Here is a 13,765-nt window from a genome sequence, read left to right as displayed (position 1 = left end):
CCGCTAGCGTGGAGGCACCTTTTGTACACGCGGGAGCTCGGAGCACCGGGCTGAGAGGGCGCTGACCTCCGTCCCAGCGATGTTTCACATGAAACATCACCGAAGTCGAGTGATGTTTCACACGGAACGTCGGCGGACGGAAACCGCTGCGTCGACCGCCGAACCTGTTACCGGGTAATGCCGGCGTAGGGAGTAGGTCTCATGACCGACAAGGACGCACGCACGCCTGCCTCCGTTCAGGACGCACAGTCCGAGGAGGCCGGGAAGTCCATCGGCTGGCACAAGGCATACGTCGAGGGCACCCGCCCCGACCTGCGCGTGCCGGTTCGTCAGGTGCATCTCACCAACGGCCAGGCGGTCACGCTGTACGACACGTCGGGCCCGTACACCGATCCACTCGTCGACACCGACGTCCGCAGGGGCCTGCAGCCGCTGCGCGAGAACTGGATCATTGCCCGCGGCGACACCGAGGAGTACGCGGGCCGCCCCGTCCGCCCCGAGGACGACGGCATCAAGCACACCTCGCCCCGCGGCGGCCTCCGCAACCTCGACGCCGTCTTCCCCGGCCGCCCGCGCCAGCCGCGCCGCAGCCGGGACGGCGAGGCGGTCACGCAGCTCGCGTACGCCCGCCGCGGCGAGATCACGCCCGAGATGGAGTACGTGGCCATCCGGGAGAACGTCTCGCCCGAGGTGGTCCGCGACGAGATCGCCGCGGGCCGGGCCGTGCTGCCGGCCAACGTCAACCACCCGGAGATCGAGCCGATGATCATCGGCAAGAGGTTCCTGGTGAAGGTCAACGCCAACATCGGCAACTCGGCGGTGACGTCCTCCATCGAGGAGGAGGTCGAGAAGATGACCTGGGCGACCCGCTGGGGCGCCGACACGGTCATGGACCTCTCCACCGGCCGCAACATCCACACCACCCGTGAATGGGTGCTGCGCAACTCCCCCGTCCCCATCGGCACCGTGCCGCTCTACCAGGCCCTGGAGAAGGTGGACGGCCGGGCCGAGGATCTGACCTGGGAGGTCTACAAGGACACGGTCATCGAACAGGCCGAGCAGGGCGTGGACTACATGACGGTCCACGCGGGCGTGCGCCTGGCCTATGTGCCGCTGACGGCCAACCGCAAGACGGGCATCGTCTCCCGCGGCGGCTCGATCATGGCCGCCTGGTGCCTCGCGCACCACCGGGAGTCGTTCCTGTACGAGAACTTCGAGGAGCTCTGCGAGATCCTCGCCGCGTACGACGTCACGTACTCGCTCGGCGACGGCCTGCGGCCCGGCTCCATCGCGGACGCCAACGACGAGGCACAGTTCGCGGAACTGCGCACGCTCGGGGAACTCAACCGGATCGCGAAGCGTTTCAACGTACAGACCATGATCGAAGGCCCGGGCCACGTCCCGATGCACAAGATCAAGGAGAACATCGACCTTCAGCAGGAGATCTGCGATGAAGCTCCGTTCTATACGCTCGGCCCGCTGACCACGGACGTCGCGCCGGCGTACGACCACATCACCTCCGGCATCGGTGCCGCGATGATCGCCTGGTGGGGCACGGCCATGCTGTGTTACGTCACACCCAAGGAGCACTTGGGCCTGCCGAACCGTGACGACGTCAAGACCGGCGTGATCACCTACAAGATCGCCGCCCACGCGGCCGACATCGCCAAGGGACACCCGGGTGCCCAGGAATGGGACGACGCGCTGTCCGACGCCCGCTTCGAGTTCCGGTGGGAGGACCAGTTCAACCTGGCCCTCGACCCGGACACGGCACGGGAGTTCCACGACGAGACCCTGCCGGCCGGGCCCGCCAAGACGGCTCACTTCTGCTCGATGTGCGGTCCCAAGTTCTGCAGCATGAAGATCTCGCAGGACATCCGCCGTGAACACGGCGGCACACGGACCGAGATCGAGGAGGGCATGGCCCAGAAGTCGAAGGAGTTCGCGGCGAGCGGGAACCGGGTGTACCTGCCGATCGCGGACTGATGTGGCCGCACACAGGCGTTAGGGCCGAGGGCTGGGGACACATGGTCCCTGGCCCCTGGCCCCGTGGCCTGCGGGTCGCGGCTACTCCGGCTGGTGTTCCGGTCCGCCGTAGTCCGGGCTGGTGTAGTCCGGGCTGCTGTAGCTCGGCCGTGAGCCGCGGTGGCCTTCGTCCGGGCTGGTGAAACCCGGGCGGTCGTAGCCGAGGTGCGGGATGCGGCTGATCGGCGTGGACGAGGAGGTGTGGTGCAGCGCGGCGGCCGCGTCCGGGCTGACGAGTGCCTCTCGCAGGAAAGGCAGGATGCCCCGCTCCAGCAGGGCCTCGTGCCAGGCGTCCCTGGCCAGGGCCACCTCCCCCTGCAGTTCGCCGTACGGACCGCCTTCGGCCGTCGGCTTGTTGCGCAGGGCGGTGAGCAGCAGTCCCACCGCGGCGACAAGGATCGCGACCGCGGTCACGGCGCCGAACACCCAGCCCGTGGTGAGCATGGTCCGGGCGAACGCCTGCTGGGGGTCGAGCATCTGCAGGATGTAGCCGACGAGCAGGAAGATCGCGGCGGCGGTTCCGGCCAGGACGGGTGCGAGGACGGCGACGATGGCGACGGCGCCCGCGCCGGCGGTCTCGGCGACCTCTCCCATGGCGGCGGCCAGCCCCGCCGGGCCCGTGCCCGGCTCGGAAGAACCGGACTCGCGCACGGCCGGCGGGCTGGACGACGCCGGCTGGCGCAGTTCCTCACGGACCTTGACGTAGTGCTGGTATTCGGTCGACGCGGCTGCCGTGATGAGTGCGGTGGCGTTCAGCGCCATGGTGCGCAGTTGTTCCGAGTTCAGCCGCTGTCCGACAGCGGTCAGTTCCGGACGGTGTGGTGCGGAGCGCAGCACCTCATCGAGGATCCGCTCGTATTCCTGGCGGTCCTCGCTCAGCAGGTGCTGCGGAACGCTGTTCATGTGCATCCCCCGATGCTCCGTAGGGCTTGGGGCTCGGCATGCTGACGAGCCGTCGGGCAGAAACGGAGGGGAGCCTGCTACGGATAAGCCGATGGTAGAGCCGTGGAGGTAGGCGGTGACAGGGGGTTTACCGAAATTGGCCCTTCACCCGTCCGGTCCTGTGACGGGAAACGCCTGCCCGGTGAACGTTCACGTATCCAGCGGCAGTTGCTGGACCAGCAGCTTTCCGGCCATGGTCACGCCGCCGTCCATCGCGATGGCGAGTCCGTCGGCGTAGACATGCGGTCCCTCGATCACCGGGTCGCCGCTGTCCTCGTCCTCCTCGGAGCCGACCTCGCCCAGCAGATACGGAATCGGGCTGTGCCCGTGAACGATGCGGGTGCCCCCGTACGTATCGAGCAGGGAGCGCACGGCGTCCGCGCCGCCCTCGTCGCGGAAGGAGAACCGCTTGGTGAACTTGCGGAACAGGTCCCAGACCTCGTCCGCGTCGTTGCGCGTGATCGTCTCGCGGACGGTGTCGTTGACCTCTTCGATGGAGCGGCCGTAGTCGAGGTAGGCGGTGGTGTCGGAGTGGACGAGCAGATGGCCGTCGACCTCCTCGACGGCGTCGAGACGGGCCATCCACTGCAGGTGGTGGTCCTGGAGGCGGTCCATGTCGGTCTTCTGGCCGCCGTTGAGCAGCCAGGCCGCCTGGAAGGTGGCAGTGCCCGCGCCGGAGTTGACGGGGGTGTCGCCGAACCGCTTGGCGCCGAGCAGCAGCAGCTCGTGGTTGCCCATGAGCGCCTTGCAGTAGCCGCCGGCCGCCGCGGCCTCGGCGGACAGCCGCATCACCAGGTCGATGACGCCGATGCCGTCCGGGCCGCGGTCGGTGAAGTCGCCGAGGAACCACAGCCGGGCGGTGCCCGCGCACCAGCGGCCGTCGGCGTCGAGGAGGCCCTTCTCCTGCAGAGCGGCCACCAGCTGGTCGAGATAGCCGTGCACGTCGCCCACGACGTACAACGGGCCCTGTCCGGTGTTCGGGGGCGGGGCCGCGGCGGTTTCCGGGTCGACGGTCACCTGGACAGTGTCACCCCGGTTGACCACGGGAAGGTCGCGCTGGGTCGGCGTGTATCCCTCGGGATAGGTCTCCTCGGGCGGCGGAGCGACCTCGCCGGGGCTCGCGCTCTGGACGTACGGACCGGTCTCGTGGACGTACGCGGGCACCCGGAAGTCGCGCAACGTCGCCGTGCGCTCCACCTCGGGTCCCTGACCGGCCCCCTGAGTCATCGACCCCTCCACCATCAAGCCGCATCTGCACCGCATCGGACTGCCTGGTCGTAGCGGCCCGCCGGTGTCGTGGGCCCATCATAGGAATGCCGATCGCGCCATGTGATGACCCAGGGGTGGTGAATCAGAGCAAGAGTCCAGTTCACCGCGGCTTTCGCCCCGATTGGGTCGGGCTTTGACCACCGTGTGACCGTCCTCGCTTTCCTTCTCTTCGCGAGAACGATCCCTTCTCTCCGGGGGACCGGCCCTGTTTCTCCCCAGGGACGGAACTTTTCCCTCGCCCCGGGTCCGAGGTACCGGACCCGGGGGTTCCCGGGTACCGGGTCTACGCCCCTTCGGGGGATCGCGGCGGGCTGACCGTCGTGCGCGGCGGGCGTCGCTGGGACGACGTGCGCACGATCAGCTCCGTCGGTATCACCTGCTCCACCGGGCGGTCGGATTCCACTCCCTCGATGGCGTCGATCAGGAGCTGCACCACCGCCGTGCCGATGCGGCGCGGCTTCAGGGAGAGCGTGGTGACGGGGGGCTCGGTGTTGGCGTACACGGTGGACTCGCTGCAGCAGACCAGCAGCAGGTCGTCCGGTACGCGCAGGCCGTAGCGGCGGGCGGCGGCGAGCAGGTCGGTGCCGTTCGGGTCGAACAGCCCGTAGACCGCGTCGGGCCGGTCGGGGCGGGCGAGGAGCCGGTCGGCGGCGACGGCGCCCGCGCACGGATCGTGCGCCGGATAGGCCTCGTACACCGGATCCTGGCCGACGCGCTCGCACCAGCGCAGGTACGCGGTGGTCGACAGATGGGTGTACGTGTCCGTCGTCGTGCCGGTCAGCAGGCCGATGCGGCGGGCGCCGGCGGCGGCCAGGTGGTCGAGGATGCCGAGGACGGCGGCCTCGTGGTCGTTGTCGACCCAGGCCGTGACCGGCAGCGAGCCGGCCGGGCGGCCGTCGGAGACGACCGGCAGACCCTGCCGGACGAGTTCGCTGACGACCGGGTCCTGGTCGGAGGGGTCGATGACCACCGTGCCGTCCAGGGCGACGTTCGACCACACGTCGTGGCGGGAGGTCGCGGGCAGGATGACGAGGGCGTAGCCGCGGGCGAGCGCGGCGGAGGTGGCGGCGCGAGCCATCTCGGCGAAGTACGCGAACTCCGTGAAGGTGAAAGGTTCATCCCCATACGTCGTCACGGTCAGGCCGATGAGTCCCGACTTGCCGGTACGGAGTGTCCGGGCGGCGGCCGAGGGCCGGTAGCCCAGCCGGTCGGCCACCTCGCGGACATGGCGCCGGGTGGCGTCCGGGAGCCTGCCCTTGCCGTTGAGGGCGTCGGAGACGGTCGTGATGGAGACTCCGGCGGCGGCGGCCACGTCTCTGATACCCGCCCGACCCGGCCGATTGCCTCGACGTGAGGTTTCCGCGCGGCTCACCTGGTGCTTCCCTGCTGCTGTCATGGCGAGCCGATAGTAGGGCTCATGCGGTGGGGTAGTGCGGACGCATATGCACACGTTGACAGGCACGTTTCTGCATGATCATTTACCCCCAATTACTTGGGAAACCAAGGGAGTTAAGCGCTCCCATGCCAGTACGTGACTTGTCGGCCCGCACGAGCCTGCCAAGGGGGCGAGGTTGCGAAGAGGTCTCAACTCACCTGCACGGGGGATGCGCGCCACGGCGTACACCACCGGCGCGTAGATATATGTACGGCGCGCCCCCGGATTCGTACGCCTTCGTGCGGCGATGCCCCTGATGCCGGTGAGACGTGGGAGTCCGGCGTTCACCGCTCCGCCGTGGGTGTACGCAGCGGCGCCGAATCCTCATAAGGTGAGGAGTATTGGATGTCGGCGGCGGTCATGGGCCGCCGGTCTTCGCGAGGAGGACTGCGGTGAGCGAGACGAGCCCCAAGCTGCGCGGCGAGCTGGAGGGAATCCCCACCTACAAGCCGGGCAAGCCCGCTGCGGCAGGCGGGCCGGTGGCCTACAAGCTGTCCTCCAACGAGAACCCGTACCCGCCGCTGCCGGGCGTGATGGAGACCGTGACGGCGGCGGCCGGCAACTTCAACCGCTACCCGGACATGGCCTGTACGGCGCTGATGAACGAGCTGTCCGAGCGGTTCGGCGTGCCCCTCTCCCACCTGGCCACCGGCACCGGGTCGGTCGGTGTCGCCCAGCAGCTGATCCAGGCCACCTCCGGCCCCGGCGACGAGGTGATCTACGCCTGGCGGTCCTTCGAGGCGTACCCGATCATCACGCAGATCAGCGGCGCCCGGTCGGTCCAGGTACCGCTGACCTCCGGTGACGTGCACGATCTCGACGCGATGGCCGACGCGATCACCGACCGAACCCGGCTGATCTTCGTCTGCAACCCCAACAACCCGACCGGCACGGTCGTGCGGCGGGCGGAGCTGGAGCGCTTCCTCGACCGGGTGCCGGGAGATGTGCTGGTGGTGCTCGACGAGGCCTACCGCGAGTTCATCCGCGACCCCGAGGTGCCGGACGGTGTCGAGCTCTACCGCGACCGGCCCAATGTCTGCGTCCTGCGGACCTTCTCCAAGGCGTACGGCCTGGCCGGTCTGCGCGTCGGGTTCGCCATCGCCCACGAGCCGGTGGCGGCGGCGCTGCGCAAGACGGCGGTGCCGTTCGGGGTGAGCCAGCTCGCGCAGGAGGCGGCGATCGCCTCGATGCGTGCCGAGGACGAACTGTTCGGCCGGGTCGGTTCGCTGGTGTGTGAGCGTGCGCGCGTGGTCGACGGGCTGCGCGCCCAGGGTTGGACGGTGCCCGAGACCCAGGCCAACTTCGTGTGGCTGCGGCTGGGGGAGCGCACGGTCGCGTTCGCTCAGGCGTGTGAGCAGGCGGGCGTGGCGATCCGGCCGTTCCCGGGCGAGGGTGTGCGGGTCACGGTCGGGGAGACCGAGGCGAACGACATCTTCCTGAAGGTGGCGGAAGGGTTCCGCAAGGAGCTGTAGTGCTCCGCGAGCCGGGCCCTGGGTCAGGCGTCTACGAGTTCCACGCGCACGGGGTCGCCGCCCCGCACGGTCGCGAGCAGGCCGGGGTCGCCGTCGACGCGGCCCAGGACGTTGCACGGGCTGGCGAGGCGGCACTCCTCGCCCTGTGAGATCGGCGTGGGCCCGTAGGGGAGGGCGAGGGCGTCGCCGTCGGTCCAGAAGGTGACCGTGCCCGGTTCTACGATCTGCCGGGCGTCTGTTTCACGTGAAACAGACACTCCTGTGTCGAAGTACACCTCCTCGCCCCAGGTGCGGGCGGTGGAGACGAGGGGCAGTGCCTGGGCGAGGGCCTGGGTGGTCGGGGTGTCGTCGAGGGTTGCGGTGAGGTGCCCCGCGGGCCAGGAGATCCGTATCTGTAGCGGTGTCTGCATGCCGCAGATTCAACAATATGTTGAAGTTCGCGCCAAGGGGTCGACCGTGACAGGGGCCCCCTTTGGGGCTCGAAAGTCCGTGCTGCATAATGGCTTGTGAATGTGAACGCTTTCACAAGCGTAGGTAAGGAGCGGCGACGTGGATCTGGCTCTGGCGCCGGAGACCCTGGCGCGATGGCAGTTCGGCATCACCACCGTCTATCACTTTCTGTTCGTCCCCCTGACGATCTCGCTGGCCGCCCTCACGGCCGGACTGCAGACCGCCTGGGTGCGGACGGAGAAGGAGAAGTACCTCCGGGCGACGAAGTTCTGGGGCAAGCTCTTCCTGATCAACATCGCGATGGGCGTGGTCACCGGCATCGTGCAGGAGTTCCAGTTCGGCATGAACTGGTCCGACTACTCACGCTTCGTCGGTGACGTCTTCGGCGCGCCACTCGCCTTCGAGGCACTGATCGCCTTCTTCTTCGAGTCCACCTTCATCGGCCTGTGGATCTTCGGCTGGGACAAGCTGCCCAAGAAGATCCACCTGGCGTGCATCTGGATGGTCTCGATCGGCACGATCCTGTCGGCGTACTTCATCCTCGCGGCCAACTCCTGGATGCAGCACCCGGTCGGCTACCGGATCAACGAGGCGAAGGGGCGCGCCGAGCTCACCGACTTCTGGCTGGTGCTGACCCAGAACACCGCGCTCGCCCAGGTCTTCCACACGCTCACCGCGGCCTTCCTGACCGGTGGCGCCTTCATGGTCGGCATCGCCGCCTTCCACCTGGTCCGGGGGAAGCACGTCCCCGTGATGAAGACCTCGCTGCGGCTGGGCCTGGTCACCGTCGTCATCGGCGGCATGCTCACCGCGATCAGCGGCGATGTCCTCGGCAAGATCATGTACGAGCAGCAGCCGATGAAGATGGCCGCGGCCGAGGCGCTGTGGGACGGCGAGAAGCCCGCGCCCTTCTCGATCTTCGCCGTCGGTGACGTCGACAAGGGGCACAACAAGGTCGCCATCGAGATCCCCGGCCTGCTGTCCTTCCTCGCCAAGGACGACTTCACCTCGTACGTCCCCGGCATCAACGACGTCAACAAGGCCGAGCAGGAGAAGTACGGCCCCGGCGACTACCGGCCCAACATCCCGGTCGCCTACTGGGGCTTCCGCTGGATGATCGGCTTCGGTATGACGTCGTTCGCCATCGGCCTGGCCGGGCTGTGGCTGACCCGGAAGAAGTTCCTGCTGCCACAGCATCTGAGGGTGGGCGAGGACGAGGTGCCGCATCTCGTGCTCCTGCCGAAGAAGGCGCTCGGCCCGACCCTCACCAAGTGGTACTGGCGCATGGCGATCCTCACCCTGGGCTTCCCGCTGATCGCCAGCTCCTGGGGCTGGATCTTCACCGAGATGGGCCGCCAGCCGTGGGTCGTCTACGGCCTGTTCCAGACGCGTGACGCGGTCTCCCCCGGTGTCTCCCAGGCCGAGGTCATCACCTCGATGGTCGTCTTCACCACGCTGTACGCCATCCTCGCCGTCGTCGAGGTCAAGCTGCTGGTCAAGTACGTCAAGGCGGGCCCGCCCGAGCTCACCGAGGCCGACCTCAACCCGCCCACGAAGATCGGCGGCGACTCCCGTGACGCCGACAAGCCGATGGCCTTCTCGTACTAGGCCGAGGGAGCTGCACAGTCATGGAACTGCACGACGTCTGGTTCGTCCTGATCGCCGTCCTGTGGACCGGCTACTTCTTCCTGGAGGGCTTCGACTTCGGGGTCGGTGTGCTCACGAAGCTGCTCGCCCGCAACCGGCCCGAGAAGCGGGTGCTGATCAACACCATCGGACCCGTCTGGGACGGCAACGAGGTCTGGCTGCTCTCGGCGGGCGGTGCCACCTTCGCCGCCTTCCCCGAGTGGTACGCGACGCTCTTCTCCGGTTTCTACCTGCCCCTGCTGCTCATCCTGGTCTGCCTGATCGTCCGGGGTGTGGCCTTCGAGTACCGCGTCAAGCGGCCCGAGGAGAGCTGGCAGCGCAACTGGGAGACGGCGATCTTCTGGACCTCGCTGCTCCCCGCGTTCCTGTGGGGTGTGGCCTTCGGCAACATCGTGCGGGGCGTGAAGATCGACCAGGACTTCAACTACGCCGGCAACGTCCTGGATCTGCTCAACCCGTATGCGCTGCTGGGCGGTCTGCTCACGCTGGCACTGTTCACCTTCCACGGGACGGTGTTCGTCGGCCTCAAGACCGTCGGGGAGATCCGGGAACGGGCACGGACGCTGGCGCTGCGCGTCGGGCTGGTGACCGCCCTGCTGGCCCTCGCCTTCCTGCTGTGGACCCAGGCCGACCGGGGCGACGGGGCGTCGCTCGTCGCGGTGGTCGTGGCCGTCGCCTCCCTTCTCGTGGCGCTGGTCGCGGCACGGGCCGGGCGTGAGGGCTGGGCGTTCGCCCTGTCGGGGCTCACCATCGTGGCCACGGTGGCGATGCTCTTCCTGACGCTGTTCCCGAACGTCATGCCGTCGACGCTGAACCCGGAGTGGAGCCTGACGGTCACCAACGCCTCGTCCAGCCCGTACACCCTGAAGATCATGACCTGGTGTGCCGGAATCGCCACCCCGATCGTCCTGCTCTACCAGGGCTGGACGTACTGGGTGTTCCGCAAGCGGATCGGTACGCAGCACATCGCCGAGACCGCGCACTGAGGTGTGTTTCACGTGAAACCAATCGATCCGCGTCTGCTCCGGTACGCCCGTGCCACCCGGGTCTTCCTGGGGGCGGTCGTCGCCCTGGGTGCCGTCGGGGCGGGGTTGGTCATCGCGCAGGCGATGCTCATCGCCGAGGTGGTGGTCGGCGCCTTCCAGCACCGCATGGCTGTGGCAGAACTCGGCACTCCCCTGCTGCTGTTGGCCGCCGTCGCGGCCGGCCGGGCGCTGGTCGGCTGGCTCACCGAGCTCGCCGCGCACCGGGCGAGCGCGGCGGTGAAGTCCGAGCTGCGAGGGCGGCTGCTGGAGCGTTCCGTGCGGTTGGGGCCCGGATGGCTGAGCGGGCAGCGGACCGGTTCGCTGGTCGCCCTGGCCACCCGGGGCGTCGACGCCCTCGACGACTACTTCTCGCGGTATCTGCCGCAGTTGGGTCTCGCGGTGGTCGTGCCGGTGGCGGTCCTGGCGCGGGTCGTCACCGAGGACTGGGTCTCCGCGGCCATCATCGTGGGCACCCTGCCGCTCATCCCGGTTTTCATGGTCCTGATCGGCTGGGCCACCCAGTCCCGGATGGACCGTCAGTGGCGGCTGCTGTCCCGGCTGTCCGGGCATTTCCTGGACGTCGTCGCGGGGCTGCCGACGCTGAAGGTCTTCGGCCGTGCCAAGGCGCAGGCCGAGTCGATCCGGCGGATCACCGGCGAGTACCGGCGGGCGACCATGCGGACGCTGCGGATCGCCTTCATCTCCTCCTTCGCGCTGGAGCTGCTCGCGACGATCTCGGTGGCGCTGGTCGCCGTGACGATCGGCATGCGGCTGGTGCACGGCGAGATGGACCTGTACATCGGCCTGGTCATCCTGATCCTGGCACCGGAGGCGTATCTGCCGTTGCGGCAGGTCGGGGCGCAGTACCACGCGGCGGCGGAGGGGCTCGCCGCGGCCGAGGAGATCTTCGAGGTCCTGGAGACGCCCGTTACGGCGTCCGGGTCCGAGGCCGTGCCCGCGGGTGCGCTGGCGTTCGAGGGAGTGACGGTCCGGTACCCGGGGCGCTCGGCGGACGCCGTGGCGGACGTGTCCTTCACCGTCGAGCCCGGGGAGACGGTCGCGCTCGTCGGACCGAGCGGGGCCGGAAAGTCGACGCTGCTCAGTGTGCTGCTGGGCTTCGTGCGGCCGGCCGAGGGGCGGGTGCGGGCCGGGGGAGTCGACCTGGCCGATGCCGACCTGGAGCAGTGGCGCTCCCGGATCGCGTGGGTGCCGCAGCGGCCGCATCTGTACGCCGGGACGATCGCCGAGAATGTACGGCTGGCGCGGCCCGACGCCGACGACGACGCCGTACGGCGGGCGCTGCGGGACGCCGGGGCGCTGGAGTTCGTGGACGCCCTGCCGGAGGGCGCGGAGACCGTGCTCGGCGAGGACGGGGCCGGGCTGTCGGCCGGGCAGCGACAGCGGCTCGCGCTGGCCCGGGCGTTTCTCGCGGACCGGCCGGTGCTGCTGCTCGACGAGCCGACGGCCGCGCTGGACGGGGCCACCGAGGCCGAGGTCGTGGCCGCGGTACGGCGGCTGGCGGCCGGGCGGACGGTGCTGCTGGTGGTGCACCGGCCGGCGTTGCTGGGGGTGGCGGACCGGGTGGTGCGCCTGGCGGAGCCCGAGACGACCGCTGTGCCGGTCGCGCGGGCCTCGGTACACAAGCGGGGTTCCGTCGAGGGCGAGCTGCCCGTCCCGGTCGATCCGGCCGAGCCCGACGGGGAAGCCGCTTCGGGCGGTGTCCTCAGGCGCGTTCGCGCCATGTCCGGCGCCCGGCGCGGGCGGCTGGGACTCGCGCTGCTGCTCGGCAGTCTCGCGCTCGGGAGCGCCGTGGGGCTCATGGCCACCTCCGGGTGGCTGATCTCGCGGGCCTCGCAGCAGCCGCCGGTGCTCTATCTGATGATGGCCGTGACGGCGACGCGGGCCTTCGGGATCGGGCGGGCCGTGTTCCGGTACGCCGAGCGGCTGGTCTCGCACGACGCCGTGCTGCGGATGCTGGCGGACACCAGGGTCGCGGTGTTCCGCAGGCTGGAGCGGCTGGCGCCCGCCGGGCTGCGCCGGACCCGCCGCGGTGATCTCCTCTCCCGGCTCGTCGCGGACGTGGACGCGCTGCAGGACTACTGGCTGCGGTGGCTGCTGCCGGCCGGGGCGGCCGTCGTCGTGTCGGGCGCGTCCGTCGGCTTCACGGCGTGGCTGCTGCCCGAGGCCGGGGCTGTGCTCGCGGCCGGGCTGCTGGCGGCGGGCGTGGGTGTGCCGCTGATCACGGGTGCCGTGGCGCGGCGGGCGGAGCACCGGCTTGCTCCCGCCCGCGGCGTACTGGCGACACGGGTGGCCGATCTGCTCACCGGCACCGCGGAGCTGACCGTCGCCGGTGCCCTGCCCGCGCGGAGCGCCGAGGCCCGCGAGGCCGACGGGGCGCTCACCCGGATCGCCTCGCGCGCCGCCACCGCCACGGCCCTCGGCGACGGGCTCACCGCGCTGATCTCCGGCCTGACCGTCACGGCCGCCGCCCTGGCCGGCGCTCAGGCGGTCGCGGCCGGGCGGCTGGACGGCGTGACCATGGCCGTCGTCGTCCTCACCCCGCTGGCCTCCTTCGAGGCCGTGCTCGGGCTGCCGCTCGCCGTGCAGTACCGGCAGCGGGTGCGCCGGAGCGCCGAGCGGGTGTACGAGGTGCTGGACGCCCCGGAGCCCGTGGGGGAGCCGGTGCGGCCCCGGCAGGCGCCCGCGTCGCCGTTCCCGGTCGCCGTCAAGGGGCTGACCGCGCGGTACGAGGGGCAGGACCGGGACGCGCTCGCCGGGCTCGACCTGACCCTCGAGGAGGGCCGCAGGGTCGCCGTGGTCGGACCGTCCGGCTCCGGCAAGACGACGCTGGCGCAGCTGCTGCTGCGGTTCCTGGACGCGCGGGCGGGTGCGTACACGCTGGCGGGCGTGGACGCGTACGCGCTGCACAGTGACGACGTACGGAAGCTCGTCGGGCTGTGCGCGCAGGACGCGCACCTCTTCGACAGCTCGCTGCGCGAGAACCTGCTGCTCGCCAAGAAGGACGCTACCGAGGACGAGCTGCGTGCCGCGCTGGGCCGGGCCCGGCTGCTGGACTGGGCCGAGGGTCTGCCCGACGGGCTCGACACGCTCGTCGGCGAGCACGGGGCGCGGCTGTCCGGAGGGCAGCGGCAGCGGCTGGCGCTGGCCCGCGCGCTGCTCGCCGACTTCCCCGTCCTGGTGCTCGACGAGCCCGCCGAGCACCTCGACCTGCCGACGGCGGACGCGCTCACCGCGGATCTGCTGGCCGCCACCGAGGGCCGTACGACATTGCTCATCACGCATCGGCTGGCGGGCCTGGAGGCGGTCGACGAGGTGCTCGTGCTGGATCAGGGACGGGTGGTGCAGCGCGGGTCGTACCCGGAGCTGGTGACGGTGGCCGGGCCGTTGCGGGAGATGGCGGAGCGGGAGGCGGCGTCGGAGGAACTGGCGGGAGCGCGGTAGCGGCCGGGAGCACCCCACACCGGGTCGGGTCCGCGCGC

At 70.1% G+C, this 13,765-nt stretch carries 9 protein-coding genes and 1 riboswitch; of the genes, 5 read left to right on the top strand and 4 right to left on the bottom strand.

The window, feature by feature from the left end; all coding sequences use genetic code 11:
- Positions 1-19 precede the first annotated feature (19 nt).
- Positions 20-209: riboswitch (TPP riboswitch) on the top strand.
- Complete coding sequence (thiC, locus tag OHU35_RS20955; RefSeq protein WP_405506342.1) at positions 202-1,986, top strand: phosphomethylpyrimidine synthase ThiC; 1,785 nt, start codon at positions 202-204, stop codon at positions 1,984-1,986. It overlaps the preceding riboswitch by 8 nt.
- Positions 1,987-2,067: 81 nt before the next feature.
- Here the strand turns inward: thiC and OHU35_RS20950 are convergent, their stop codons facing one another.
- From OHU35_RS20950 to OHU35_RS20940, 3 genes are all read right to left on the bottom strand, one after another.
- Complete coding sequence (locus OHU35_RS20950; protein WP_359891303.1) at positions 2,068-2,934, bottom strand: hypothetical protein; 867 nt, start codon at positions 2,932-2,934, stop codon at positions 2,068-2,070.
- A gap of 183 nt (positions 2,935-3,117) precedes the next feature.
- On the bottom strand, positions 3,118-4,209 hold the full coding sequence (locus OHU35_RS20945) for a metallophosphoesterase family protein (RefSeq protein ID WP_267943300.1): 1,092 nt from the start codon (positions 4,207-4,209) through the stop codon (positions 3,118-3,120).
- 310 nt (positions 4,210-4,519) lie between these two features.
- On the bottom strand, positions 4,520-5,632 hold the full coding sequence (locus OHU35_RS20940) for a LacI family DNA-binding transcriptional regulator (RefSeq protein ID WP_189727221.1): 1,113 nt from the start codon (positions 5,630-5,632) through the stop codon (positions 4,520-4,522).
- Positions 5,633-6,063: 431 nt separating this feature from the next.
- On the opposite strand from OHU35_RS20940, the gene hisC reads away from it, so the two are divergent.
- Entirely contained in the window at positions 6,064-7,143 is a 1,080-nt protein-coding gene (gene hisC / locus OHU35_RS20935; protein ID WP_405506339.1) for a histidinol-phosphate transaminase, read from the top strand.
- Positions 7,144-7,166: 23 nt separating this feature from the next.
- Here hisC and OHU35_RS20930 read toward each other — a convergent pair whose 3' ends face one another.
- Complete coding sequence (locus OHU35_RS20930; protein WP_405506337.1) at positions 7,167-7,553, bottom strand: cyclophilin-like fold protein; 387 nt, start codon at positions 7,551-7,553, stop codon at positions 7,167-7,169.
- Positions 7,554-7,692: 139 nt separating this feature from the next.
- Here OHU35_RS20930 and OHU35_RS20925 point away from each other — a divergent pair, with 139 nt between their 5' ends.
- The 3 genes from OHU35_RS20925 to cydD are packed head-to-tail and all read left to right on the top strand — an operon-like array spanning position 7,693 to position 13,727.
- Complete coding sequence (locus OHU35_RS20925; RefSeq protein WP_189727223.1) at positions 7,693-9,201, top strand: cytochrome ubiquinol oxidase subunit I; 1,509 nt, start codon at positions 7,693-7,695, stop codon at positions 9,199-9,201.
- A 20-nt stretch (positions 9,202-9,221) separates the two neighbouring features.
- Positions 9,222-10,226, top strand: coding sequence for a cytochrome d ubiquinol oxidase subunit II (cydB, locus tag OHU35_RS20920; protein WP_189727224.1), 1,005 nt, complete (start codon positions 9,222-9,224; stop codon positions 10,224-10,226).
- 12 nt (positions 10,227-10,238) lie between these two features.
- Entirely contained in the window at positions 10,239-13,727 is a 3,489-nt protein-coding gene (cydD, locus tag OHU35_RS20915; protein WP_405506334.1) for a thiol reductant ABC exporter subunit CydD, read from the top strand.
- Positions 13,728-13,765: the final 38 nt, after the last annotated feature.

The sequence above is a fragment of the Streptomyces purpurascens genome (genome assembly GCF_045040895.1).
In the GTDB taxonomy this organism is placed as follows: domain Bacteria; phylum Actinomycetota; class Actinomycetes; order Streptomycetales; family Streptomycetaceae; genus Streptomyces; species Streptomyces purpurascens.
The sequence above is the reverse complement of the archived record's forward strand: the minus strand, read 5'-3'. Positions and strand labels throughout refer to the sequence as shown.

What these genes read in the sequence shown, in the direction of transcription:
- thiC (WP_405506342.1), top strand. Translation starts at nt 202, where the DNA reads ATGACCGACAAGGACGCACGCACGCCTGCCTCCGTTCAGGACGCACAG.
- OHU35_RS20950 (WP_359891303.1), bottom strand. Translation starts at nt 2,934, where the DNA reads ATGCACATGAACAGCGTTCCGCAGCACCTGCTGAGCGAGGACCGCCAG.
- OHU35_RS20945 (WP_267943300.1), bottom strand. Translation starts at nt 4,209, where the DNA reads ATGGTGGAGGGGTCGATGACTCAGGGGGCCGGTCAGGGACCCGAGGTG.
- OHU35_RS20940 (WP_189727221.1), bottom strand. Translation starts at nt 5,632, where the DNA reads ATGACAGCAGCAGGGAAGCACCAGGTGAGCCGCGCGGAAACCTCACGT.
- OHU35_RS20930 (WP_405506337.1), bottom strand. Translation starts at nt 7,553, where the DNA reads ATGCAGACACCGCTACAGATACGGATCTCCTGGCCCGCGGGGCACCTC.
- cydB (WP_189727224.1), top strand. Translation starts at nt 9,222, where the DNA reads ATGGAACTGCACGACGTCTGGTTCGTCCTGATCGCCGTCCTGTGGACC.